Here is a 26,726-nt window from a genome sequence, read left to right as displayed (position 1 = left end):
AGAGATTAGAAATATGCATCAATCAAAATTCCGATATCAACAATACAAAAAAACTTTATTAACCGCTGTTGCTTGCTTGGCCATTTTGCTGACTGCAAAAGCACAAACCTCGGTCGAACTGAATAGCGGATGGAAATGTGCTGCTATTAAAGAAGTGAATGTTGACGGAACTGCTATTTCTAAAGCTAACTACAATGTAACCGGGTGGATGGCTGCCACCGTACCTGGAACAGTGTTAACCACCTTGCTGAACAACCATAAAGTGCCCGACCCATTTTATGGCATGAACAATGAGCGGATTAAAGACATATTTTACACCGGGCGCGATTACTATACCTATTGGTTTGTAAACAATTTTAAAGCAGCAACTCCGCAAAGCGGTGGACAGGTTTATTTAAATCTTCGCGGCATCAATTATAGCTGCGATGTTTTTGTAAACGGTCATAAACTCAATTCAAAAACACACTACGGTATGTTTTTGCGTCAATCTTACAACATAACTTCTGTGCTCGATCCATCAGGGAATAATCGTTTGGCGGTGGTAGTTTATCCGCCCGATCCGGTGGGTAATCCCAATGGTGGTCAGGGTGGTGATGGCCGTATTGGTAAAAATGTGGGTTTGCAATATACCGCCGGTTGGGACTGGATACAGCCCATGCGCGACCGCAATACCGGTATATGGGACAAGGTGACTGTTCAAACTACTGGCAAAGTTAAAATCAACAACCCGCATGTTGTTACACTGGTGCCAGGTGTGCGCAAAGTAGGAGGGGTACAGCAACCTGCCATCATCAAGGCTTCTGCCGAGTTGCAAAACCCACTGCCTGCACCGGTTAGCGGCACGCTGCAATATACCATCAACGGTCATCGCGTTAGCCAAAAGGTAATACTTAAAGCCAACTCGGTAACCGAAGTTAACCTGGCTGACGTTGTACTTAAAAACCCGGTTTTGTGGTGGCCAAACGGTTATGGTAACGCTCACTTGTATGCTTCACGAATACAGTTTTATACCAGTGATAACAAACTGTCTGACCAACAAAATATCAATGTAGGCGTTCGCGAAATACAAACCAGTTGGAACAGTCATACTAATAGCCGCGAAATTGCGGTAAATGGCCAGAAAGTGTTTATTAAAGGCGGTAACTGGATTATTTCGGATGCCATGCTGCGCTTTACAGATGCCCGCTACGATGCGGAAGTTCGCTTTCACAAAGACATGAACCTCAATTTAATCAGAATTTGGGGAGGCGCAATTATAGAACGCCCTGAGTTTTATAATGCCTGTGATAAATATGGTATGCTGGTATTTCAGGATTTCTGGATATCTGGAGACGCCGATGGCAAATGGCTCGACCCGTTGAAAGCCGAAGACCAGTGGACCCGCCGTAAATACCCTGATGATCACCAGTTATTTTTGCGTTCGGCTGCCGATCAGGTTAAAATGGTGCGCAATCATCCGTCGTTAGCCATTTGGTGCGGCGGTAACGAAATTACTCCTCCCGAAGATATTTTGTTGCCTTTGCGCGACTCCATCATCCCTAAACTGGATGGCACCCGTTGGTTTGTAGAGTATTCTAACTCTGATAAGATGTCATTAAATACCTTGGGTGGTAATGGCGATGGGCCTTATGGAATACAGCAGCTTTCAACATTCTGGCAAACGCGTACGTTTCCGTTTAATTCCGAAATTGGCTCGGTGGGTGTTAGTGATTACGAGTCGCTAAAACGTTTCATCCCCGAAAAAAACAGGGTGGCCCCGCAATACTCTGTCGAGAAAAATACCTCCAAAGTAGACTCGGTTTGGGATTACCATAAATACATTGGCTATGATGCATCGATTGATCCTTATGGCAAAGCTAAAGACGCGGAGGATTTTGCAAACAAGGCCCAATTGGTAAATTACGACCAGTACCGCGCCCTGATGGAAGGCTTTAGCTCACACATGTGGGACTGGTACACCGGGGTAATCATCTGGAAAACACAAAACCCATGGACAGCTATGCGCGGCCAGATGTACGATTACTACCTGGACCCCAATGCCTGTTTGTATGGACTGCACAGCGGCAGCGAGCCATTGCACGGTATGTATAATCCTATCACCGGCGTGGTAGGCGTGATAAACAATACCTTCGAAACTAAGCGTGATTTGATGCTGGTAGTAAAAACACATGACATGAAAGGAGCCGATAGTTTAATTACCCAGGTGGTAATTGAAATCCAGCCGTCATCAAGCAAAAACTTTTTACCCATTAAAACTACCATTGATAAACTGGCTAAGGATGAAGGCGCTTTTTTATCTATCCAACTATTAGATCTTAATAAAAATGTGGTAAGCAGCAATACTTACTGGCTGCCGGATGCCGAGGGAACCTATTCGGGTTTAAAGCGCATGCCGGCCTCTCAACTTAAAATTTCGGGCAAACGCGTTAGTTCGGGTAAGGTAGAGGTTACCTTAACCAACCCGGCCAAAGCACCGGTGGCATTTTTTAACCGGCTGTCGTTAATAAATAGCAGTACCAAAAAACGGGTATTACCGGTTTTTTATTCCGATAATTACGTCTCGGTTTTACCGGGCGAACAGCGCAAAATTGTTTTAGATTATCAGCCTCAGGATGCCGGCCAGCAGAATATGCTGTCGGTAAGCGGCTGGAATTTGCCTGAGCAACTGTTGCCCATAGCCAACTAAATACATTACATGCATTCAACTTTTCAGATATACGATTTTATATGGCACGTTTAAATCTTTTAGAAGAAACCCGGTATGAGAAACTTCCGGTAAATGTTTATCCAAACCAGAAAGAAGCTTCTAGACGGGTAGCGCAAAGAATTGCCGGCCTGATTAAGAGCAAACAAGAAACCGGTAAACCGGCCGTATTGGGCCTGGCTACTGGTGTTACACCGGTTGGGGTATACCAAGAACTGGTAAGACTGCACCGGGAAGAAGGCTTAAGCTTTAAAAATGTAATCACCTTTAATCTGGATGAGTACTACCCGATGCAGCCCGACTCTGCGCAGAGCTACGTCACCTTCATGAACGAAAACCTGTTCAATCATATTGACATCGATAAAAACAACGTTCATATCCCCGATGGTACTTTAGATAAAGATGCAGTAACTGCTTTTTGTGTGGAATATGAACGCCAGATTGAAGATTTAGGCGGTTTAGACCTGCAAATATTAGGTATTGGCCGTACCGGTCACATTGGTTTTAACGAGCCTGGCTCGGCACCTAATTCAGGTACCCGTATGGTAACACTGGACGACCTGACCCGCAGCGATGCCTCGCGTGATTTTGGCGGTAAAGAAAACGTACCTACTAAAGCCATCACCATGGGTATTGGTACTATCTTCAAAGCCCGCGAAATTATATTGATGGCCTGGAGCCAGCGTAAAGCTGCCATTATTAAAAAGGCAGTTGAAGGCGAAATTTCGGGCGACGTACCGGCCACTTACCTTCAGTTATCTGACCATGTTGAGTTTGTGTTGGATGAAGGCGCTGCTTCAGACCTAACCCGCTTTGATACCCCATGGTTGGTAAAAGATTGCGTTTGGACCAATGAACTGAGGAAGAAGGCCGTGATCTGGCTGGCTACAACGCTCAAAAAACCAGTACTTAAACTTACCGAAGAAGATTATAACAGCCATGGCATGGCTCAGTTAGCGGTTGAGCAGGGCCCGGTTTACAACATTAATATTGACATCTTTAACCGTTTACAGCATACCATTACCGGTTGGCCGGGTGGCAAGCCTAATGCCGACGACAGTCAGCGTCCGGAGCGTGCTAATCCTGCTAAAAAGCGCTCCATTGTGTTTTCGCCGCACCCTGATGATGACGTAATTTCGATGGGTGGTACTTTCATCCGTTTGGTTGACCAGGGGCATGACGTGCATGTGGCTTACCAAACTTCGGGTAATACTGCCGTTTGGGATGATGACGTGCTGCGCTACGTTGAGTTTGCTATCGACTTTAACAAAAGTATTGGCGATGATGCCGGTAAATTAAGCGGCATCTACGAAGACATGCGCAGCTTTTTAGAAAAAAAACGTCCTAACCAGGTAGATACCCAGGAAATCAGGAATGTAAAAGGTTTTATCCGTAAAACCGAGGCTATTGCCGGTGCACGTTTTGCCGGTTTACCCGATGATCATATTCACTTTATGGCCCTACCGTTTTACGAATCGGGTAAAACGCAAAAAAACGCAGTAGGTGAGGAAGACGTTCGTTTAACGATGGAATTGTTGCAAGCCGTTAAACCCCACCAGGTTTTTGCCGCAGGTGATTTTGCCGACCCACATGGTACCCACGTAGTTTGCTTTAACATTATTCTGGAAGCGCTAAAACGTTTAAAGGAAACCGAAGAGTGGGTTAAAGACTGCTGGTTGTGGCTGTACCGCGGCGCATGGCACGAGTTTGAAACGCACGAAATTGAAATGGCTGTTCCGCTTTCTCCGCAAGAGGTATTGCGTAAACGTTATGCTATATTTAAGCATCAGTCGCAAAAAGATACGCCGGTATTTCCGGGTGATGACGCCCGCGAGTTTTGGGTACGTGCCGAAGACCGCAACCGCGAAACGGCTTCTAATTACAATGAACTTGGCCTGGCCGAATATGAGGCTATGGAAGCGTTTGTACGCTTTCAGTTCTAGAAATAAATACAGCTGTGGGCAACCCGCCCGCAGCTTCTTTTTCCCTTTTTCTTAATTAAACCTTCAATATTTTACCATGTGTATTGTTGCCGATATTGCTGTTTAATTTTTACCTAAACCAAGCCATAAGTTTAAATGCAGAGCTAACCACTTTGCTTTTAATCAACCCTTAATACCTATAAATGAAAAGAAGTGCTTTTATCCGTAATGCAGGATTACTTACTGCCGGAGTAGTTGTAAATAAAACCGTGCTGGCTGCTTTTGACGAGCGCATTAGCCTGCGCCCGCCTGTGGGTAAGCGTAATTTTACCAGCACCGCCGTTGAGGATGCCATCAAGCAGTTTAAAGCTAAAGTCACCAATAAAGAGTTGGCCTGGATGTTTGAGAACTGTTTCCCAAACACGCTGGATACAACCGTTTTTCACTCGGTGAGTAATGGCAAGCCCGATACCTATGTTATTACCGGCGATATTGATGCCATGTGGCTGCGCGACAGTTCGGCCCAGGTTTGGCCGTACCTTACCTTCATCAAAAAAGATAAAAAATTGCAGCAAATGGTAGCTGGTGTGCTTAACCGCCAGATGCAGTGCGTTCACAAAGACCCTTATGCCAATGCTTTTTATAAAGACGAGAATAAGGAGAGCGAATGGAAAACCGATCATACCGACATGAAGACCGGCGTACACGAGCGCAAATGGGAAATAGATTCGTTGTGTTATCCGCTACGCCTGTCTTACCACTATTGGAAAAACACCGGCGACACGACGCCTTTTGACGAACACTGGAAGCAGGGCGTAAAGACCATTTTAAGCACATTTAAAGAGCAGCAACGCAAAACAGGTCGTGGCAGCTACCATTTTCAGCGCGATACCAACAAGCCTACCGATACCTTGCCGATGGAAGGCTATGGCTTTCCGGCAAAGCCTAACGGGCTGATCTGTTCTATGTTTCGTCCGAGTGATGATGCTACGATTTATCCTTACCTGATACCGTCTAACTTTTTTGCCGTGGTAAGCTTAAAGCAAACTGCCGAGATATTGAAGACGTTGAATGAAAGCCCACTGGCAGCCGAATTATTAAGTTTAGCCACCGAGGTTGAGCAGGCCATACAAAAACACGGCATTGTTAACCACCCTTATGCAGGCAAAGTCTACGCTTTTGAGGTGGATGGTTTGGGCAATGCCAACATGATGGATGATGCCAACATCCCAAGCTTAATGGCTTTGCCTTATCTGGATGCCATATCCGTAACAGACCCCATTTATCAAAATACCCGCAAGTTTGCGCTGTCAGAATATAATCCGTATTTCTATAAAAGCTCCATTGCCGAAGGCATCGGCGGTCCGCACGTGGGTAAAGATGGCATGATTTGGCCGCTGAGCATCATCAGCCGCGGCTTAACCAGTACCAACGACCAGGAGATTAAAAATTGTATTAAAATGCTGCTGGCTACCCATGCCGGCAAAGGCTTTATGCACGAGTCGTTCAATAAAAACAACCCGGCCGATTTTACCCGCAGTTGGTTTGCCTGGGCCAACACCATTTTTGGCGAATTTTTATGGAAAACCTATCAGCAGAAGCCGCAACTATTAAACAGCTAATTTTTATAAAGTGAAGGTATCTGTAAGCCAACTGATTTCTGTAGTAAGCGGCATGCTGTTAATGGCCGGTAGCCTGGGCGCACAAGCGCAGGCTAAGCACACTTTTGCCTTAGGCAATACCGACTTTATGTTGGACGGCAAGCCGCTGCAAATGATATCGGGCGAAATGCATTGCGCACGTATTCCGCGTGAGTACTGGCGCGACCGCATGAAAATGGCTAAAGCCATGGGGCTGAATACGATAGGTACCTACGTTTTCTGGAATGCGAACGAACCTGTAAAAGGACAATTTGACTTTACCGGCAACAACGATATTGCTGCCTTTGTAAAAATGGCGAAAGAAGAAGGTTTGTGGGTGGTGCTGCGGCCAAGCCCGTACGCCTGTGCCGAATGGGAGTTTGGCGGTTACCCCTGGTGGCTGCTTAAAGACAGCACCTTAAAAGTTAGAAGCACCGACCCTAAATTCTTATCAGCCTATACCAACTACATCAATCATCTGGCTAAACAACTGGTGCCATTGCAGGTAACGCATGGTGGCAACATTTTGCTGGTACAGATTGAGAACGAATACGGCTCTTACAGTGATGATAAAAACTATCTCGACCTCAACCGTAAAATATTCCGCGATGCAGGGTTTGATGGGGTGCTTTTTACCTGCGATGGCGAGACGCAGATGCCCAAAGGCTACCTGCCGGGTTACCTGCCTGCCGTAAATGGTTTAGAAGACCCTGCAAAGGTTAAAGAATTAATAAATAAATATCATAACGGTAAAGGGCCGTATTATATAGCCGAATGGTATCCGGGATGGTTTGACCATTGGGGCGATAAACACGCCCGTACAGATGCTGCGCAGGCCGCAAAAACGCTCGACCAGATTTTAGGGGCAGGCGTGTCTATCAATATGTATATGTTTCATGGCGGTACTACCCGCGGTTTTATGAACGGGGCCAACATGGGCAGAAACGAGCCCTATGCCCCTCAGGTATCCAGTTATGATTATGATGCTCCTTTGGATGAGGCCGGTAATGCGACTGACAAGTATTATAAGTTCCGGGACGTTATTGCCAGGCATTTACCGGCGGGGCAAAAGCTGCCTGATGTGCCTGCCAAAAAGCCAACCATAGCCATCAGCAATATTAAGCTGAGTGCTTACGCTGATGTGTTTGATAATTTGCCCAAGCCGGTTACCGCCAAAAAGCCAATATGCTTTGAGGATTTAGATCAGGCCTACGGCTTTGTACTTTACCGTACGCAAATAAGCAACAACGGTTTGTTAAAGTTAAAAGAACTAAGAGATTATGCCATTGTATACCTCAACGGTAAGCAGATAGCCACCCTCGACCGCCGCTTAAAGCAAGACTCCTTACAGCTGAGTAACGTGCCGGTCAACGCTACACTGGATATACTGGTAGAAAATAACGGCCGGATCAACTACGGGCCTTACCTGGCCGATAACCGCCACGGTATTACCCAAGCGGTTATGCTGGATGGGCAGGAGGTTTTTGACTGGAAGATGTACCGTTTGCCGTTTGCTGATTTAGGCAAATTTGCTTATAAAATGCAACCGGTTACTGCAATGCATCCAACCTTATTTAAAGGCACCTTTAACCTAAGCAAACTGGCAGATACTTACCTTGACATGAGCGGGTTTGGGAAAGGTTTTGTGTTTTTAAACGGGCACAACTTGGGTAAATACTGGCAAATCGGTCCGCAACAAACTTTGTATGTACCTGCGGGCTGGTTAAAAAAGGGGATGAATGAAGTGGTAGTTTTTGACGAATTGAAAGTTGGTCACCAAATGTTGCAGGCTTTAAACCATGCCGTTTTAGACCGAAAAATGTAATTTTTTTAAGGCAATTATATCCCTGAATATGAAAAAAAGATGGAGTTGTAAAGTAGCGTTGGCGCTGGTAGTGATAGTCACCGTTGCAGGCAGAGTAAAAGCGCAGGATGCGGCTGCAAGTTTTCCGCTGGTGCCTTACCCGCAAACGTTAACTGCCGGAACCGGGTTATTTGTAATCAATGCACAAACAGTAATTACCGCACCGGGCAGCAAGTTCAAATCTGAAGCTGAGTTGCTGAACGAGATGCTGCACAATAAGCTAACCGTAAAAAGCAGTGAAACATCAAATACAAAAAATACAATTCAACTGGTAGACGACCAAACTCTGTCGGCCGAAGATGGGTATCGTCTGCAAATTACGCCGCAGCACGTGGTTATTAAGGCTAAAGATGGTGCAGGGGCTTTCCGGGCCATTCAAACCATCCGTCAGCTGTTGCCTGCCGGTATCGAAAACAAACAACAGGCGCTTCCTTCGCAATTATCATTACAGGCGCTGACCATCGAGGATGAGCCGAAGTATGCCTGGCGCGGGATGCATCTGGATGTGTCGCGTCACTTTTTTTCGGTAGATTATCTTAAAAAATTTATTGATCTGCTGGCCTTATATAAATTCAATAAGTTCCATTTACATCTTACCGACGACCAAGGATGGCGCATCGAGATAAAAAAATATCCTAAACTTACCGAAGAAGGTGCCTGGCGTACTTTTAATAACCAGGACTCGGTATGTATGAAAAGGGCTGCCGATAATCCTGACTTTGTGATTGACCCGAAGCACATCGTTCAAAAAAATGGTAAAACGATTTATGGCGGCTTTTACACCCAGGCGCAGATGAAAGATGTGGTAGCCTACGCGCTGGCACGTCATATCGATATTATTCCCGAAATTGATATGCCCGGCCACATGATGGCGGCCATCAATTCGTACCCGTTTTTAACCTGCAACGGCGAAAACTCGTGGGGCAGGGTATTTACCAAACCTATTTGCCCATGTAACGAAAGCACCTTTGAGTTTGCCCAGAATGTTTTTGACGAAATTATGCAAATCTTCCCGTCTAAATATATCCACATCGGTGGCGACGAGGTTGACCGTACCGACTGGGGTAAATCCGAAGTGTGTAAGGCCTTTATGCAAAAAGAAGGCATTAAAGATTTAGCCGGTTTGCAAAGCTATTTCATCAACCGCATGGAAAAATATTTCAACTCCAAAGGCCGTAAGCTGATTGGTTGGGATGAGATACTCGACGGTGGCATCAGTCCGACCGCTTTAGTCATGTACTGGCGTACCTGGGTGCCCAAGGCACCTGTAGAGGCGGCAAAAAATGGTAACCAGGTAGTGATGTCGCCGGGGAACCCTTTGTATTTCGATACACCGCCCGACCGTAACTCCATCGACAACGTTTATCACTTTAATCCGATACCCAAAGGCCTTACGGATGCCGAAGCCAAAGGCATCATTGGTGCACAAGCCAACTTGTGGACGGAGTACGTACCGTCCGAAAACCGCGCCGACTATATGTATATGCCCCGCATGACTGCCCTGGCCGAAAACCTATGGAGCCGCGATCATGATTATAACTCATATTTAACCCGGCTTATCCGTCAGTATCAGCGGTTGGATAACCTGCATGTAAACTACCGTTTGCCTGATTTTGACGGTTTGGTAGAGCAGAGTGTGTTTTTAGATAAAACCGTGCTCAACCTTAAAAGGCCGCTGCCTAACACCAGTATTCATTACACTACGGATGGCACCGTGCCTACCGTTAAATCGCCAGAGCTAACAGCGCCTTTAACTATCACCAAAACAAGTTATATCCGTTTGGCTGCATTTAAGCTTAATGGAGTTGCGGGCGATTTATATAACCTGCGTTACAACCAGCAAAGCCTGGCCACACCAGTAATTAAAGCAGGCGTAAAAAATGGCTTGCTTTGCAGCTACTATCCCGGCGAATATAAAAGCGCCACTTTGATGGCAGGTAAAGCACCTAAAGAAACCTTGGTGGCCGATAGTTTAACCGTACCTAAAGCGGTAACTGCACCAAGCTTCGGCCTGCGTTATCACGGGTATTTCAACATTCCTCAGGATGGCATTTATAGCTTTTATTTTACCTGCGATGATGGCGGCATTCTCAGAATAGCCAACCGCAATGTGGTTGATAACGATGGCTGGCATGCACCTATCGAAAAAAGCGGGCAAGTAGCCCTAAAAAAAGGCCTACAGCCTGTTGAGCTTAATTTTGTAGAAGGCGGTGGTGGTTACACCCTCAAATTAAAATATAGCGTAAATGGTTCGCCGCTGCAAAGCGTACCTGCAAGCTGGCTTAAACACTAAACCGGGATGAAAAAGTGGTTTTTATTGGCTGCGTTGGCAGCCCGTGCGGTAACCGGCCTGGGCCAAAATGCCCCTGCGCCTTATGGTGTACTGCCCACCCCAGCGCAGCTTAACTGGCACCAAATGGAGATGTATTGTATCATCCATTTTGGGGTAGATACCTATACAAACAAAGAGTGGGGCTACGGCGATGAAGACCCAAAGTTGGTCAACCCGGCTAAGTTTGATGCGGCACAAATTGTTGGCGCAGCTAAAGCCGGCGGTTTTAAAGGGGTGGTGGTAGTTGCCAAGCACCACGATGGTTTGTGCTTATGGCCTACGCAAACCACGGAGCATAACATCAGCCAAAGCAATTGGCGCAACGGCAAAGGCGATATGGTGAAAGAGTACCAGCTGGCCTGCCAAAAGTTGGGTATGCAACTGGGCTTGTACTGCTCGCCGTGGGACCGTAATAACGCTTATTACGGGCAGGCTAAATATGTGGAAATTTACCGCAACCAGTTAAAAGAACTGTATACCCGTTACGGGAAACTTTTTGCATCCTGGCATGATGGTGCCAATGGGGGCGACGGCTATTACGGCGGAAGTCGTGAGGTGCGAAAAATAGACCGGACCACTTATTACGGCTGGCCGCAAACCTGGGCCATTACCCGGCGTTTGCAGCCAAGCGCCATTTTATTTGGCGATGTTGGCCCGGATGTGCGCTGGGTAGGTAACGAAGAAGGCCATGCCGGCGAAACCTGTTGGGCCACCTATACTCCGCAAGCGCCCGAACCAGGTAAAGAACCGGCTAACGGATTTACCAAATACGAACTGGGCGTACAAGGCACCCGCAACGGTAAATATTGGATGCCCGCCGAATGCGACGTGTCGCTGAGGCCCGGATGGTTTTACCACGCCAGTCAGAACAGTCAGGTAAAATCGCCTTATGAGTTGCTGGATTTGTACTATAAAAGCGTAGGCAGGGGTGCTAACCTGGATTTAGGCTTATCGCCCAATCCTGATGGTTTGCTAAATGCAGAGGATGTACAGTCTTTGCAGCAATTTGGTAGTTTACTAAAGCAAACCTTTGCGATAAACTTGGCGAAAGGCGCAAAAATAACGGGCAGTAATATTCGCGCGAAAAGTGCCAAGTTTGGTACGAAAAACTTGGTTGATAACGACCGCTATTCTTACTGGGCATCTGACGACCGGGTTAAAACGCCTGAGGTAATCTTTGCCTTGCCCAACAACCGAACGTTTAACGTCGTCCGCCTGCGCGAAAATATCAAGCTGGGGCAGCGTATTGAAAGTTTTGCGGTAGATGCCTGGCTAAATGGTGCATGGAAACAAATTGCAGCGGCCACCAGCATTGGCGCCAACCGGCTCATCCGTTTGCCGCAAAATGTTACGACCACTAAAGTGCGTTTGCGCATTACCGGATCGCCCGTGTGTATTGCCCTGAGCGATTTTGGTTTGTTTAAGGAGCCGGCACATTTAACAGCACCGGTTATCAGCCGTAATCGCGAAGGTAAATTAAGCATTATAACCACTGCGCCGGTATCGGCTATATATTACACCGTAAACGGAGACCGACCTACGTTGCAATCAACCCAATACTCATCATTATTTAATTTACCAAATGGGGGAGTAGTCAAAGCTATTGCGGTAGAAGGTAACAAACAAAGCGAAATTGCTACAGGTACTTTTGGCCTAAGCAAGGCAGCCTGGCACATTATGCCGGATGCCTCGACCGGTTCAAAACCCGAAAATGCGATTGACGAATCTAAATCGATTTGGAGCACCTTAAAGGCTGACACTGCAAGCAATTTTGCGCCGGCACAATTAAGCATTGATTTAGGAGCTGTTCAAAATATCAGCGCCTTTACTTATTTGCCACGGCAGGATAAATCGGCAGTGGGTTTGGTAGACCGCTATGTGTTTTTTATTAGCACCGATGGACAGCAATGGCAGCAGGCAGCCGCCGGGGAGTTTTCGAACATCAAGGCCAACCCATTAGAGCAAACCGTCACTTTAAAGCAGCCGGTTAAGGCTCGCTACATTCAATTTAAAGCCCTGCATGTTATTGCAGGTAATGGTGCTACAGCAGCCGAGATTGGAGTGCTGACCACCAAATAATTTTACATCATTCAATGAAAATAATACAGCTGTCTATAAGTAAAAAAGTAACAGCCGGTTTATGGCTGATGCTTTTGTTTACGGGATCAAACGCTTTTGCCCAACAGGATTTTAAAGGGATGGAAGCGCTGTTTACCAAACCTAAACATTATGTGGTGCAGCATACTAAAGCTATGCTTACCATAGATGGTAACCTGCAGGAGCCTGCCTGGCAGAGTGCAGCCTGGACAACTGATTTTGTAGATATAGAGGGCGCTAAAAAGCCGATGCCTGAGTTTAAAACGCAGGTGAAAATGCTGTGGAATGACTCGACACTGTTTATAGCCGCCAAAATGCAGGAGCCACAGGTGTGGGCTACCCAGATGCACCACGACGATATAATTTTTAAGGATAACGATTTTGAGGTGTTCATCGATCCGGACAACAATACGCACCAGTATTTCGAAATTGAGATTAATGCGGTGAATAAGATATTTGACTTGTTCTTGCCAAAACCATATCGTAACCAGGGAGATGCGCTGATTGGCTGGAACGTGGAAGGCCTGAAAACCGGCGTACAAATACAGGGAACGTTAAATAACCCGGCCGACAAAGATGAAGGCTGGACTTTAGAAATGGCTATCCCGCTTAAAGAACTGCGTATGGGCTTTCCGGTAACCATACCGCAGGAGGGTGCTATATGGCGCATCAATTTTTCGAGGGTGGAGTGGCATATCAAGCCTGACGGTAAGCGCAACGTAAAACTGAAAGGTTCCGACGGGCGCGAACTTCCCGAAGAAAACTGGGTGTGGTCTGCACCGGGCATCATTAGCATGCATGCTCCCGAGCGTTGGGGATATTTACAGTTTACCCGCAAGCCTAATACCGGGTTTAGTTTGCCCTACGCCGAATTGCAACGCAAATGGCTGTGGCTGGTGTACTATAAGCAGAAAGAATATCAGCAAAAAAACAAGCGCTATGCTGCAACATTAACACAACTTGGCATTAATGCAACGCCGGTGATTGATGGTAAGAAGAACACCTTGCAACTCGAAGCGACCAGCAGACAGTTTAAAGCAAGTGTAAGCACAGCCGGTGAGCCGGTAATTTATATTAATGATGAAGGATTAGTTGAAACGCAAAAGCCAAAACCATGACCAGCAGAAGAAGTTTTGTAGCCACCAGTTTATTGGGTGTAGCTGCCGCCGCGCAGCCGTTTAAAAGCACAGGTAAAGAAATTACGCTTGCGCCAAAAAAAACAGTTAAACATTGGGTGTGGACAAACCCCGACGAAAAAGATACTGAAGCAGAATTAGCTACACGCTACAAGCAGTACTACGAGGCGGGTGTACGCGGAATGTTTTTTGAGGCAGACAGTGAGAAGCATTTTCGTGCAGCGAAAGCTCAAAAGCTGGAAGCCCACCGCTGGATGTGGACCATGAATCGCGGCGAAAAATCTTTACTCAATGCTCATCCCGAATGGTATGCTATTAACCGCAAAGGCGAATCATGCGCTGATAAACCGCCTTACGTTGATTATTACCGCTGGTTGTGCCCGTCCAAGCCCGAAGTGTTGCAGTATTTAAAAGATCAGGTAAACACCATTTTGCAAAAAGATTATGTAGATGGCATTCACCTGGATTATATCCGTTTTTGCGATGTGATACTGCCGGTAAACTTGTGGGATAAATATAAAATTGAGCAAACCAAAGAGCTGCCCGAGTACGATTACTGTTATTGCGATGTATGCCGCAGTAAGTTTAAAGCATGGCGCGGAACAGATATTAAAGATATTCAGTTTCCGGAGGCCAGCCTTTCGTGGCGGCTGTTCAGGTACAATGCCATCAACAACGTGGTCAACAGTTTGGCCGTGGTAGCCGGTTCGCATAAAAAGGCAATTACTGCAGCGGTATTCCCGACGCCTGAGGTTGCCCGCCGTAACGTAAGGCAAGACTGGACCAACTGGAACCTGACCGGTATATGCCCCATGATTTACCATGGCTTTTATAAAGAAAAGGTAGACTGGATTGGCGATGCTGTAACCGAAGGTGTACACTTTTTGGCAGGCCGTTTTCCATTATATGCCGGGCTTTTTCTGCCGGATTTTGCTAACAACCAGGAACTGCACAAAGGTATTGAACTAGCGTTGCAGCATGGCGCTGCCGGTGTTTCGTTATTCGGTACACCCAAACAGGACGTGTTGGATACTTTAAAAGCTGCAACGGCGAGCAGTCTTAAAATGATATAATGCGTGTGTCCGCATCATAGTTAATGGTGTGATATATGACGATAAGAAACTTTACGTTTTTACTTTAACCGGTGGGTAAAACCGGAGATATAAACTAATATAATGATTAATTTCTCTTCTATAAAAGGTAAAGCAGCCTTACTAACGCTGGCAGCCTCGGTAACCGGTTTTTGCGCCATCGCTCCGGCTATGGCACAGGTTAAACCGCAAACAGGGCTTACCCGGTATGTAGATCCGTACATCGGAACAGGGTTTCATGGCCACGTTTTTTTAGGTGCAAACGTGCCGTTTGGCGCTGTACAATTAGGCCCTACCGAGCTTGGTCCGGCTAAAGGCAAAGACGGCTGGGACTGGTGCTCGGGCTATCATATTTCAGATAATAATATTGTGGGCTTTCAGCATATGCACTTAAGCGGTACCGGCATCGGCGATTTGGGCGATGTGTCTATCATGCCTACCACTGGCCCGGTAAAAGTAATGAAAGGTACTTTCGAGGATGTGCAAAGCGGCTATGCATCGCCGTTTAGCCATGAAGATGAAACGGCCCGTGCCGGTTATTACGCCGTTAAACTAAAACGTTACAATATCGGTGTGCAATTAACGGCTACTACACGTGTGGGTTTCCACGAGTATACTTTCCCAAAATCAGAGCAATCGCACATTATTATCGACCTGGAGCAGGGTATAGGTTGGGACCATCCGGTAAAAACCTATATCAAACAAATCAACGATACCACCATCGTTGGTTATCGTTATTCTGCCGGTTGGGCTAAAGACCAGCGTATTTATTTCACCGCTTTGCTATCCAAGCCTATCAAAAGCTTTGCGGTGTATGATAGCGTAGCTACCAAGCCAGGCACTGCTTTAGAAGGTGTGAAGGTAAAAGGCGTTTTAAACTTCAAAACCACTGCCGGAGAGAAGATTTACATTAAAGTAGGTATCTCACCGGTGAGCATCGAAAATGCAGCCGCCAATATAAAAGCCGAATTACCGGGCTGGAATTTTAATAAAACCGTAGCCAGTGCCGATGCGGCTTGGAATAAGGAGTTACAGAAAGTACAGCTTAAAACAGCCGACGAAAGAAAAAAGAAGGTTTTTTACACAGCGTTTTATCATACCATGATAGCGCCTTCGGTATTTAACGATTATAATGGCGACTACTGGGGCACCGACAAAAAGGTACACCGCAATGAGGGTTTTAATAACCTTACCACATTCTCGTTATGGGATACTTACCGCGGAGCAAACCCTTTATTTACCGTGTTGCAGCCTGAGCGGGTTAACGATGTCATTAACAGTTTTCTGGCTATTTACAAGCAACAAGGCAGCCTGCCGGTATGGCATTTAATGGGCAACGAAACCTATTGTATGGTGGGTTACAGCGCCGTGCCTATTGTGGCTGATGCGATTTTAAAAGGCTATAAAGGCTTTGATGTGAACCTGGCTTACGAGGCCATGAAAACAACAGCCATGCAAGACATCCGCGGAACCAGTTTTGTTAAAAAGCTGGGTTTCATCCCGGCAGATAGCACAGCCGAGTCGGTATCTATGGGTTTAGAATATGCCGTGGCCGACTGGTCGCTGGCGCAGGTGGCCAAAAAGTTAGGCAAACAGGATGACTATGCTTACTTCAGCAAGCGTGGTCAGTACTATCAAAAATACTTTGATCCTAAGGCTGGTTTCATGCGCGGGCGCTTGTCTGAAACCGCATGGCGCACCCCATACAATCCATTCACATCAATACACGAGCACGGCGATTTTACCGAGGGTAATGGTTGGCAATATACCTTTATGGTACCGCAGGATGTGGAAGGCTTGATTAAATTACTGGGCGGTGATAAAGGCTTTAACCAAAAGCTCGATTCACTGTTTATAGCCAAAGGCGATATGGGCGCACGTGCATCAAATGATATTTCGGGTCTGATTGGGCAGTATGCCCATGGTAACGAGCCAAGTCATCACGTCACCTACATGTACGCCTATTCCGGTCAGCCCTGGAAAACGGCCGAAAAAGTGCGCTACATCATGAAAAACTTCTATACCACCAAACCTGATGGGATTATTGGTAATGAAGATGTGGGCCAAATGTCATCATGGTACGTGTTCTCGGCTTTGGGCTTTTACCCCGTAAACCCGGCCAATGGTAATTATGTATTTGGTAGCCCGTTGTTTGATGAAGCTTCAATCAAATTGCCTGGTGGTAAGAGCATGCGACTGGTTACCCGCAACAATAGCGACCAAAATATTTACATACAAAAAGTGACGTTAAACGGTAAAGCTTATCCTAAGTCGTACATTACCCATGCCGACTTGACGCAGGGTGGCGAATTGGTATTTGAGATGGGAAATAAGCCTAATGCAACCTGGGGTACAGCGCCGCAAGACCGTCCGTATTCTGCCAAACCTTAAATTGTTCATCGTTAATCATTACTATGAGAAGGATATTTTTTTTAGCCTGTTTTTTAATACTCGCCATGTGTGTTAACGCGCAGACTAACGTTCCGGCGTTTAATGCGGGTAACCTGCGTATACAATGGGAGGTGTTGCAGAACAGCTATAATGGAAAGGCCCAGTTTAAATCGGTATTACGTTTCACGAATGGCGGCGGCCAGGCCATGCCGGCCGGTGGCTGGAAAATTTACTTCAATTTTGCCCGGCAAATTGTACCCGAATCGGTTGAAGGCCCGGTAAAGATAGAACACCTCAACGGCGACTTTTTCTGCCTGTCGCCCAAGGAGGGTTTTAAGGGATTAAATACCAATGCTACTTTAGAGGTGCCTTTTTTAGCCGGTGCCTGGGTGGTTAACTTTACAGATGCGCCCGAGGGGTTTTATTACGTAGCCGATCAAACACCTGAGGTAACTACACCCATCCTTAATTTTAGCCAGGTAACATCTACCAAACCCGAGCAGTTGCAGCGCTCCGCGGGCGACCAGGTTGCTGTAGTTACGCCGCAATTGGTGTATCAGCAAAATCAAGGTATTAAAGATGTGCCGGCAAGTAGCCTGCCACTCATATTCCCAACACCGGCAAATTATCAAACCGGCGGTCAACCTTTCTTACTTACAGCGCAAACTATAGTATCAGCAGATAAAGCCTTTGCAACAGAATCAGCTTATTTAAAAGCAGAACTTGCTAAAATCTTTAAAAGCAACGTAGGGAGTGGTCAGGTAGGTATACACAAAGCCATCAGTCTGCGTAAGGTTACCGGTATGGGTAATGAGGCTTATACGCTCAAAGTAAATGCGGATGGTGTAGTGATTACGGCAACTACCGGTGCCGGTGCTTTTTATGGCATACAGTCATTAAAAAGCATGCTGCCAGCCCAAGCCTGGACGGGTAAAAGTAAAATGCTTAGCCTGCCTGCCATTAGCGTAACCGACGAACCGCGTTTTGCTTACCGGGGCATGATGCTGGATGTTGCACGCAATTTCCATTCGCAAAAAGAGGTAATGCGACTGTTAGATTTAATGAGCATGTATAAGCTCAACAACCTGCATTTTCACTTTAGCGATGATGAGGGCTGGCGGTTGGAAATCCCTGCACTGCCTGAGCTAACCAGCGTAGGTGCTAAGCGTGGGCATACCTTAACTAATACAGACCATTTGCAACCAGCTTATGGTTCAGGTCCGTCGGTAAGCAATCCAGATGGTACAGGCTACTATACCAAAGCGCAGTTTATTGAATTGCTGAAATATGCCACAGCCCGGCACATTAACGTAATACCCGAAGTAGAAAGTCCGGGCCATGCACGTGCGGCCATTAAATCCATGGATGCCCGTTACAACCGCTTGATGAAAGCCGGACAGCAGGCAGAAGCCGAACGTTACTTGCTGCGTAATTTGCAAGACAAATCGGTTTATTCGTCGGTGCAGCACTGGGATGATAACGTGATTGATGTTTCGCTCCCATCAGCTTATAATTTTATGGAAACCGTAACGGACGAGATTATAAAAATGTACCGCGAAGCTGGCGCGCCTTTAAAAACCATCCATTTTGGTGGCGACGAAGTACCCGCCGGTGTTTGGGCCAAATCGCCGTCTGTACAAAAGCTGTTAGCCAGCGCAGGTGCACCTAAAACCACCGACGATTTATGGTATTACTACTTCGGTAAAATAAATGATATGCTTAAAGCACGTAGCTTATACCCTTCGGGATGGGAAGAAGCCGGTTTGCGCAAAGTACAGTCAGGGAATGCTAAAAAGCAGGTGCCTAACCCCGATTTTGCGAAGGAGAATTTTCATTTATATGTTTGGAACAACGTGCTGGGCTGGGGTTCTGAAGATTTGGCTTACCAGTTAGCCAACGCCGGTTACCCGGTTATCCTGTCGTGCGTAAGCAATTTGTATTTCGACTTATCTTACCAAAAAAACTTTTATGAGCCCGGCCAGTATTGGGGAGGCTTTTTAGATGTAGATAAGCCTTTTAAATTTATCCCCTATAACTATTTAAAAAACATAACCGAAACTTCCATGGGCGCACCGGTAGCGGCATCGGCCTGGGCATCGAAAGAGAAATTAAGTGAGGCAGGTAAAGCAAATATTATGGGTATACAAGGCCAGTTGTGGAGCGAAGAAGCCGAAGGCGACGAGCGTACCGAATACCTATTGTTACCCAAATTACTTGGCCTGGCCGAACGCGCCTGGGCTAAAGACCCGGCTTGGGCTGCTGAATCAGATACGCAGAAAGCCGATGAACAATATAACATCGCCTGGAGCCAGTTCTGTAATATTTTAGGTAAACGTGAGTTGCCTAAACTCAATTATATTAATCAGGGCTATCTGTACCGCATACCAACGGCCGGTGTTTTGGCTGAAAACGGCGCAGTGAAAGCCAATGTGCAGTTTCCGGGTTTTACCATCCGGTACACTACCAATGGTACTGAACCTACCGTAAATAGTACAGTTTATACCGTTCCGTTAACTGAAAAGGGCAACTACCAGTTCCGGGTATTTACTGAGTCGGGCAGGGGAGGCCGCTCGGTTGGGGTGACAAACTAAGCTTAGAAATAACACAAAAAAAAAGGGTCTGCAAGTAAAAATTTGCAGACCCTTTTTGGTGTTGGTAAATCAAAGGCTATTTAATAGTAAAGCTGCCGCTTAGTTTTTCTGTTTGTGAATCGCTGCCTATAACCACTTGGTATTGTCCGGGGTAGAGCTTCCAGCGATGATTGGTCAGATCCCATTTCATCAGTTCTTTTACCGGGATGCTTAGGATTGCTTCGGCGCTTTGCCCCTTAGCTACGCTTAGGCGTTTGAAGCTTTTCAGTTCTTTAAGCGGCATGCGCTCAGCGTTAGGGTATTTAATGTAGGCCTGTACTACCTCATCAGCATCCATCGCGCCGGTGTTGCTTAGCTGCACGGTAATATCAATGTTGTCATTAACCGTGTAGTTGGGTTTTGGCTGGTTTTTCCAGGCGTAGTTAAACGTGGTATAGCTCAAACCAAAACCGAAAGGATATTGTACCGCACCATTAAAATAACGGTAAGTGCGGTTTTTCATGCTGTAAGAGTTATAATCGGGCAAATCCTTAACTGATTTATAAAAGGTAAGCGGTAAGTGGCCAGATGGCGACACTTTGCCCAACAGAATATCAGCCAAAGCATTGCCACCCTGCTGACCGGGGTACCAGGCCATAATAATGGCATCTACATAAGGCTCAATACTGCTTAGGTCAACATCACTGCCACCCGTAATAACGGCAATCACCGGCTTTTTAGGGTTGCCTTTACGTAGGGCCTTAATGAAAGCAATATTGCCTGCAGGCAAATCTAAATTAGGTTTGTCACCACCGGTTGGCGACAAAAATGCATCACCTGCCTCACCTTCTAATACTGGCGAAAGACCAATAACGGCTACGGTTAAATCGCTGTTTCCGGCTGCCCAGATACCGCCAAAGTGAGTAGTATCGGTATAGTTAGAGCCTAAATCGTATTCTACGCGGGTGGTTACGCCAACCGCACCGGTAATGCCTTCCACAAAATCAACCATGCGGCTGTTGACTCCATGGTAGCTTCCTGCCATCACGTCTAATGATGAGGCATTGGTACCCAACACGGTGATGCTGGAGTAGCTATTGGGTTTAAGCGGCAGCAGGTTATTAGCGTTTTTAAGCAATACCATACTTTGTGCGGCAACTTTACGGGATAGTGCAGTATGAGCATCATTGGCCACGCTATCGGCACCATAGCTGTAATATGGGCTGCTGCTCTTATCATCAAAAAAACCCAGCTTAAATTCGGTTTTTAAAACTTTAGCCAGTGCTGCATCCACTTCTTTTTCGGTAAGCAATTTTTGCTTCACAGCTTCCTCCACATCTTTTTGCAGGATGCTTGAACAATCCAGGTTGATACCCGCCTTAATAGCGGCGGCAGCGGTTTGTACAGCATTGGGTAACACTTTGTGTCGCAGGTAAACATCATCAAGAGCACCGCAGTCGGTAACTACGTGGCCTTTAAAACCCCATTCTTTTAGCAGTATCTGGTTTAGCAGTTTTTTGCTGGTTGAGTTAGGTTCGCCGTTAACCCGGTTGTACGCCGTCATCACGGATTCCACACCACGGTCAACCAGGTACTTAAAAGAATAGAGATAGGTTTCGCGCAGGTCTTTTTCGTCGGCCAGTGCATTAAACTCATCGCGGGTAGCTTCGGGACCACTGTGGGCCACAAAGTGCTTGGCCGTGGCCGATACTTTGAGATGCTGCGGGTCATTGCCCTGCATTCCGTTTACATAGGCAGCACCCATGCGCGAGGTTAAGAAAGGGTCTTCGCCGTAAGTTTCCTGTCCGCGTCCCCATCTTGGGTCGCGGAATATGTTGATGTTAGGCGACCAGAACGTCAATCCCATGTACATCAAATGCCTATCCTGCTGCATAGCCAAGTTGTACTTAGCCCGTGCCTCGGTTGAGATCACCGTAGCTACCTGTTTAAGCAAATCGGGGTTAAAGGTAGCCGCCATGCCAATAGCCTGCGGAAACACGGTAGCCTGCCCGGCCCGTGCAACACCATGCAAACCTTCGTTCCACCAGTTGTAGGCAGGTATATTTAAGCGTGGGATTGCTTTGCTGTTATAGCCCAACAGGTTGGCCTTTTCGGCTAGGGTAAGCTCGGATAATAAAGCTTTTACCCGCGTATCAACAGGTAGTTGCTCATTAAGATAAGCGGGTTTGTTTTGAGCATAAAGCGCAGATGATGCGGTTAAGCAGGTAAAAAGGAGCACCTGCGATAATGCCCGCTTCTTTTTACGCAATGACATAAACTTCATTCAAAAATGGTTAGGTAGCTGTATGATTTAATTTAAGATTTAATGTTGGTAATAGGTTGTATGCCTGCTTTTTTCAAGGCAGCAATTAAGTAATCGGCAATGCGTACGCCTTGCTCATAACCATTGTCAATTGAGTCGCGGAAGTGTATGCCGCCATACAAGCGCGAAACTGCTGCTTCTTTAGCGGCCTGCCTGAAGGAGGTGAAATTGCGCGGTGCCACATCATAAGGTACTTCCGAGTCGTCTAAATAAGCAAGGTTATCGCCAAGCAGGTAAGTCAATACCTCGGCAGATGCAGCTGAGATAATGCTGTGCCCGCTGGTATAATCCGGAAAGGGCGGCGTTTGCAGCAAGGGACTCCACTTTAAATCAATGTAGCGGTTAATATAGGTTTCGGGGCGTATGCGGTTGCTGGCATACTTTTCTTTCCAGCAGCAAATAAAGGCATCCATCAGGGTAGCGCCTTCTAAGGTAAGCAGCTCAACCGTTTGGTCAAAGTTGAGGCGCCTTTTGGCAGCGGCAATTAAACCGATATTCATCCAGTGCCCACCGGGGCTTAACTTTTTAAAGCCAATCATCATGTGGCCCGAGGTGACTACCGTAAATGGGTTACATTCCCAAAAATTAGCAATATTGATTTGCTCTGGTGTGGCAGTTTTTGAGGTGGTATAAACCTCGTTGGCCAGTTTATAGAACTCGCTGTTTTTATCTTTGCTGAAAGGAGCTGGCGGTATGGCCTTAAATTGTCCGCTCGAATCAATCATAATGGGTTTAATGGTAGCCCAGTTGGGTTCTACCGCCTCCATGTAAGTAGGCGGAGTAGGGTACCAGTTTGCCTCACCCTTAACGGGTGTATAACGCAGGCGAGTGCTTAAACCAAAATAGTTGTCAGTTTTTGAAAAAGCTAAAATCTGTGCGGCCATATCAACGGCTTCGGCAACAGATTGCTTAATCACCTCATCCTTTATTTTTTGCTTTTTTAGCAAGGCGACGTACTTATCCTGCTCTTCCTGCAAGGTATAGCCTGATGGCAGCAGCAGTTTGCCAGCCTCCAATACACAATAAGCGGCGGCAACCTGGTAATCGGCATCCGGGTATTTGTCTTTGTTGAGTGTGGTATGAAAATTTTTGGTAAACCGTGAAGCGTCAGGGATCGATTGACTATAGGCCGATACGATCTGGTAAGCACCCAGCATAGTGTAGGCATAATAACGGGCTGCTACCGGCGGACTAATCACGTCGTGCATCATTACCATAGAGATGGCATGAATAGGACGCTGCATAGATAAATGCTCGGGCAGCGTTTTGCTGCGCCCTGCAAAGGCTGATGATACCAGATTTAAGCAGAATAATAAGGATACAGCTAATATTTTCATGGCTCTTGATAAAATGTTAGGGGCTGACCGGCAATGCCGATCAGTAAATATTTTTTGCTGTTGATGGTTATATCTGTTGCAGATTTAACGTCTCCTTCAACGTTCAATCCGCTTGCCGGCTGGCTGACGTAGGTGAAATTCCCTTTACCGTCTCCTTTAAGCAGGCAGCCATAATTAGCATCTATACTGCCAATTTTTAAGCGGTTGTCGGTATGGTTGCCCAATAACAAAATGTCGGGTTTTTTATCGTGGTCAAAATCCTTTACCATCATCCTGCTAACCATCGAAAATTGCGCTTCTACCGGTAAAGTATTTTTGCTGAATTTGCCGTTTTGGTTGATAAACACACAGGTGTTTACCTCATTGGCCGATATTTTACCGGCTTTCTCCAGTTTATCAGCCGGAATAATGTCTTGCAGCGTGGCATCAGCATAAGCTTTGTAAGAGTTGAATTTACGGCGCATCGGGTACATCTGTTCGTTTAGTTCGTCGCGGCTTACAAATGGGTAGCTTTTACCCTGTACATAAAAGCAAAACATGGGGTCGATAGAACCATTGCCATCAAAATCTGCAAAGTACATTTCGGCAGGTTCTTTGGCCGAGGCTTGTATCACCGAGTTACAGCCCAGGTTACCGGCAACTATATCGTCTTGTCCGTCACCATTCAAATCAGCTACAGCAAGGGTATTCCAAAAACCGCTTTGTGACGTAGTAAAATAAGTGTCGGTTTGGTCGGTAAAGCCAGTGGTGGAGTTGATATATACTTTAATGGGCATTAGTTCGCCGCAAACTACCAAGTCTTTACGGCCATCGTGGTTTAAATCGCACCACTGGGCATCGGTAACCATACCGGCAGTGGCAAAAGGTACATCGGCTATACTGAATTTACCTTTGCCGTCATTAACGAGCAGGTAACTTTTGGGCGTAACCGGGTATTTGCCCGGAATAACGCGCCCGCCAACAAAAAGGTCAATGTCCCCGTCCTTATCAAAATCACAGGGGCTCACGCACGATTTGCTGCTGGCGTTTAAAACAGGTAAGGCACGGGTAGCTAAATTAAATTGGCCTTCGCCATTGTTCAGGTAAAGCTCATCCTGCAGGTTTTCGCTGTCGGCATCGTATAAGCTATAACCGCCTTTGGCCAGATACAAATCAGGATAACCATCACCATTGGCATCAAAAAATGCAGCCGCAGAGGTGGTGCCCACAGGTGTCTTACTGCTTTCTACGGTCTCGGCCAAAAACTTGCCGCCCGGTTGCTGCAGGTAAACGTTGCCTTGTACCTGCGGACCGCCGCTCACAAATAAATCTTCCAGACCATCTTTATTTACATCTGCTTTTACAATAACCGGTGTAGTTTTAGAAAACATAAACAGCATCAGCAGCTGACGTTTAAAATCGTTTATTGCTTCTTCGGGAGCCTTGTATTCAATAAATGGTTTGGCTACGGTAAACATGGGTTTAATTGCCTTAGGCATGGTATTAACCGTTGTTGGCTGATAATTAACCTCGAGCAGTTGATTGGCCGTTACCTTAGTCATCTTTTGCACCTTGTTATCAGGCCAGATTATTTTAACCGAATCTGCCGTTGCAGATTTACCCAAGCCAAATACGGCCTGTGTACTAACCGCTGATAGGTAGCCGCGTGCAGGGTTTACCTCTTGGTACTGTACATTACCGCCGCTATATATGTATATTTTGCTGCCTAATGCCTGTGTGTTTTTATCCTTACCCTTCAGCTTAAAACTTAAATAATTGGTGCCGTTCAGCTCGCGCGATTGGTTTTGATAGATGGATGCCGGCTCATTGATGTTGTTAATCACTAAATCCAGGTCGCCATCATTATCCAGGTCGGCATATACGGCACCGCTGGAAATACTGGCTTTATCTAGTCCCCAATCATTTTGTTTGTTTGTAAAAGTAAGGTTTTTGTTATTTTGAAAGATGTAATTGGGTAACGAGGTAGAGGGCATGGCCTTAATCAAATCCATCAGCAGGTAAGGCTCGCGGTCCATCGCTTTCTTAATTTTGTAATCTCCCCAGTATCTTAAAAAGTCTTTATTGGTGTAATCGCGCAGATAACCGTTGCTGATAAAAATATCTTTGTAACCATCATTGTCAAAATCGGCAATCAGCGGGCACCAGCTCCAGTCGGTAGCAGAAACACCTGCCAGCTGGCCTATTTCGCTAAAAGTGTTGTTGCCATTATTTAACTGCAACATGTTACGCATGTACTGCTTGTACAGTTCCTGCTGCTGCATTAGCTCAAAGGATTCATAGTTTTCTTCGAGCTGTAATGATTTTTGGCGATGATTATCGCGAGGCAGCATATCAAGCGTTAAAATATCCGGAAGGCCATCGTTATTAAAATCAGCGATATCCACACCCATCGAAAAATGGGCCATATGCCTTACATACTGTTTAGAGCGTTCGGCAAAGGTGCCGTCGTGGTTGTTAATGTATATATAATCGGGTTCGTTATAATCGTTAGTTACATAAACGTCGGCCCAGCCATCAAGGTTAATGTCGGCAATGGCAATGCCGAGTCCGAAGGTTAATGGATTTTGAACAATACCGGCTTTTTTAGAAACATCGGTAAAGTGGTTGCTCGTATTTTCAAAAAGTTTGTTTCCGGCATATTCGTCGGTTTCGTTTTTGTATTTGGCGAACTCCATATTGTCAATTTTCTTGACGTTATGGTTCAGCAAAAACATATCTAAGTCGCCGTCATGGTCATAATCAAAAAAAGCGGCCTGGGTGCCATAGCCCGGATCGTCGAGGCCGTATTCCTTGGCCTTTTCTGTAAAAGTTGAGTTTCCGTTGTTGATGAAGAGCTGATTGCGCCGTTGCTCGGCATCGGCTTTGCCCGAATAACAAACGTAGATATCTAAAAAACCATCGCCGTTTACATCGGCCATGGTAACGCCGGTTTTCCAGCCGTCGGCGCGGTTAAACAAAGCAGGGCAGGCCTGTTTGGTAATGTCTTTAAATTTAAAATGACCCTGGTTGAGGTATAATTTGCAGGATTGCTTGTTGGCCGTAAAAAAAAGATCGGTAAGGCCGTCGTTATTAATGTCGCCGGCTGCAACACCGCCGCCATTATAAAAATATTCGTACGAGAGTACGTTGAGTTTTTCGGTTTCGTTAATGGCGTTTACAAAGTCAACCTTGATTTCTTTGTCGGTAAGCAGCTTAAATAGGGGTTGTTGTGCGCGTAAGGATAATGCCGAAAAGCAACAGAATAAAAAGAAACCCGAAAAAAGCTTAGGAGCTATTAAGCGACAACTGGTTTGCATGAAAAAATAGTTTAATTAATTAG

At 46.2% G+C, this 26,726-nt stretch carries 13 protein-coding genes; 10 read left to right on the top strand and 3 right to left on the bottom strand.

The window, feature by feature from the left end; translation table 11 throughout:
• The first annotated feature begins 76 nt into the window (after nucleotides 1–76).
• From AAGR14_RS16590 to AAGR14_RS16545, 10 genes are all read left to right on the top strand, one after another.
• On the top strand, nucleotides 77–2,686 hold the full coding sequence (locus tag AAGR14_RS16590; RefSeq protein ID WP_342645355.1) for a glycoside hydrolase family 2 TIM barrel-domain containing protein: 2,610 nt from the start codon (nucleotides 77–79) through the stop codon (nucleotides 2,684–2,686).
• Nucleotides 2,687–2,727: 41 nt separating this feature from the next.
• Nucleotides 2,728–4,647, top strand: coding sequence for a glucosamine-6-phosphate deaminase (gene nagB / locus AAGR14_RS16585; RefSeq protein ID WP_342645354.1), 1,920 nt, complete (start codon nucleotides 2,728–2,730; stop codon nucleotides 4,645–4,647).
• Nucleotides 4,648–4,829: 182 nt separating this feature from the next.
• The gene (locus AAGR14_RS16580; protein ID WP_342645353.1) at nucleotides 4,830–6,248 is read left to right on the top strand and encodes a glycoside hydrolase family 125 protein; all 1,419 of its coding nucleotides are present in this window, start codon (nucleotides 4,830–4,832) and stop codon (nucleotides 6,246–6,248) included.
• A gap of 10 nt (nucleotides 6,249–6,258) precedes the next feature.
• Nucleotides 6,259–8,091 carry a beta-galactosidase gene (locus tag AAGR14_RS16575; RefSeq protein ID WP_342645352.1) on the top strand — a complete coding sequence of 611 codons (1,833 nt, stop codon included), beginning with the start codon at nucleotides 6,259–6,261 and terminating at the stop codon, nucleotides 8,089–8,091.
• Nucleotides 8,092–8,119: 28 nt separating this feature from the next.
• Complete coding sequence (locus AAGR14_RS16570; RefSeq protein WP_342645351.1) at nucleotides 8,120–10,423, top strand: family 20 glycosylhydrolase; 2,304 nt, start codon at nucleotides 8,120–8,122, stop codon at nucleotides 10,421–10,423.
• 6 nt (nucleotides 10,424–10,429) lie between these two features.
• Nucleotides 10,430–12,541, top strand: coding sequence for an alpha-L-fucosidase (locus AAGR14_RS16565; protein WP_342645350.1), 2,112 nt, complete (start codon nucleotides 10,430–10,432; stop codon nucleotides 12,539–12,541).
• A 14-nt stretch (nucleotides 12,542–12,555) separates the two neighbouring features.
• A complete protein-coding gene (locus AAGR14_RS16560; protein WP_342645349.1) occupies nucleotides 12,556–13,677 on the top strand; it encodes a carbohydrate-binding family 9-like protein in 1,122 nt (373 codons plus the stop codon).
• Complete coding sequence (locus AAGR14_RS16555) at nucleotides 13,674–14,768, top strand: family 10 glycosylhydrolase (RefSeq protein WP_342645348.1); 1,095 nt, start codon at nucleotides 13,674–13,676, stop codon at nucleotides 14,766–14,768. Before AAGR14_RS16560 ends, AAGR14_RS16555 begins: the two co-directional genes overlap by 4 nt.
• A gap of 102 nt (nucleotides 14,769–14,870) precedes the next feature.
• Nucleotides 14,871–17,177: a GH92 family glycosyl hydrolase gene (locus AAGR14_RS16550; RefSeq protein ID WP_342645347.1), complete on the top strand. Its 2,307-nt coding sequence runs from the start codon at nucleotides 14,871–14,873 to the stop codon at nucleotides 17,175–17,177.
• 23 nt (nucleotides 17,178–17,200) lie between these two features.
• Complete coding sequence (locus tag AAGR14_RS16545) at nucleotides 17,201–19,768, top strand: family 20 glycosylhydrolase (protein WP_342645346.1); 2,568 nt, start codon at nucleotides 17,201–17,203, stop codon at nucleotides 19,766–19,768.
• A gap of 76 nt (nucleotides 19,769–19,844) precedes the next feature.
• Here AAGR14_RS16545 and AAGR14_RS16540 read toward each other — a convergent pair whose 3' ends face one another.
• From AAGR14_RS16540 to AAGR14_RS16530, 3 genes are read right to left on the bottom strand one after another with little or no spacing between them, the layout of a single operon-like run.
• Nucleotides 19,845–22,031, bottom strand: a complete 2,187-nt coding sequence (locus AAGR14_RS16540; RefSeq protein WP_342645345.1) for a glycoside hydrolase family 3 N-terminal domain-containing protein — start codon at nucleotides 22,029–22,031, stop codon at nucleotides 19,845–19,847.
• Nucleotides 22,032–22,063: 32 nt separating this feature from the next.
• On the bottom strand, nucleotides 22,064–23,407 hold the full coding sequence (locus tag AAGR14_RS16535; protein WP_342645344.1) for a vanadium-dependent haloperoxidase: 1,344 nt from the start codon (nucleotides 23,405–23,407) through the stop codon (nucleotides 22,064–22,066).
• Nucleotides 23,404–26,703, bottom strand: coding sequence for a VCBS repeat-containing protein (locus tag AAGR14_RS16530; RefSeq protein ID WP_342645343.1), 3,300 nt, complete (start codon nucleotides 26,701–26,703; stop codon nucleotides 23,404–23,406). Before AAGR14_RS16530 ends, AAGR14_RS16535 begins: the two co-directional genes overlap by 4 nt.
• Nucleotides 26,704–26,726: the final 23 nt, after the last annotated feature.

The sequence above is a fragment of the Mucilaginibacter sp. CSA2-8R genome (assembly GCF_038806765.1).
Classification (GTDB): domain Bacteria; phylum Bacteroidota; class Bacteroidia; order Sphingobacteriales; family Sphingobacteriaceae; genus Mucilaginibacter.
The sequence above is the reverse complement of the archived record's forward strand: the minus strand, read 5'-3'. Positions and strand labels throughout refer to the sequence as shown.

Excerpts from the sequence above, each read along its gene's own strand:
- nagB (WP_342645354.1), top strand. The coding sequence starts at position 2,728 with ATGGCACGTTTAAATCTTTTAGAAGAAACCCGGTATGAGAAACTTCCG.
- AAGR14_RS16580 (WP_342645353.1), top strand. The coding sequence starts at position 4,830 with ATGAAAAGAAGTGCTTTTATCCGTAATGCAGGATTACTTACTGCCGGA.
- AAGR14_RS16570 (WP_342645351.1), top strand. The coding sequence starts at position 8,120 with ATGAAAAAAAGATGGAGTTGTAAAGTAGCGTTGGCGCTGGTAGTGATA.
- AAGR14_RS16565 (WP_342645350.1), top strand. The coding sequence starts at position 10,430 with ATGAAAAAGTGGTTTTTATTGGCTGCGTTGGCAGCCCGTGCGGTAACC.
- AAGR14_RS16560 (WP_342645349.1), top strand. The coding sequence starts at position 12,556 with ATGAAAATAATACAGCTGTCTATAAGTAAAAAAGTAACAGCCGGTTTA.
- AAGR14_RS16555 (WP_342645348.1), top strand. The coding sequence starts at position 13,674 with ATGACCAGCAGAAGAAGTTTTGTAGCCACCAGTTTATTGGGTGTAGCT.
- AAGR14_RS16550 (WP_342645347.1), top strand. The coding sequence starts at position 14,871 with ATGATTAATTTCTCTTCTATAAAAGGTAAAGCAGCCTTACTAACGCTG.
- AAGR14_RS16545 (WP_342645346.1), top strand. The coding sequence starts at position 17,201 with ATGAGAAGGATATTTTTTTTAGCCTGTTTTTTAATACTCGCCATGTGT.
- AAGR14_RS16540 (WP_342645345.1), bottom strand. The coding sequence starts at position 22,031 with ATGAAGTTTATGTCATTGCGTAAAAAGAAGCGGGCATTATCGCAGGTG.
- AAGR14_RS16535 (WP_342645344.1), bottom strand. The coding sequence starts at position 23,407 with ATGAAAATATTAGCTGTATCCTTATTATTCTGCTTAAATCTGGTATCA.
- AAGR14_RS16530 (WP_342645343.1), bottom strand. The coding sequence starts at position 26,703 with ATGCAAACCAGTTGTCGCTTAATAGCTCCTAAGCTTTTTTCGGGTTTC.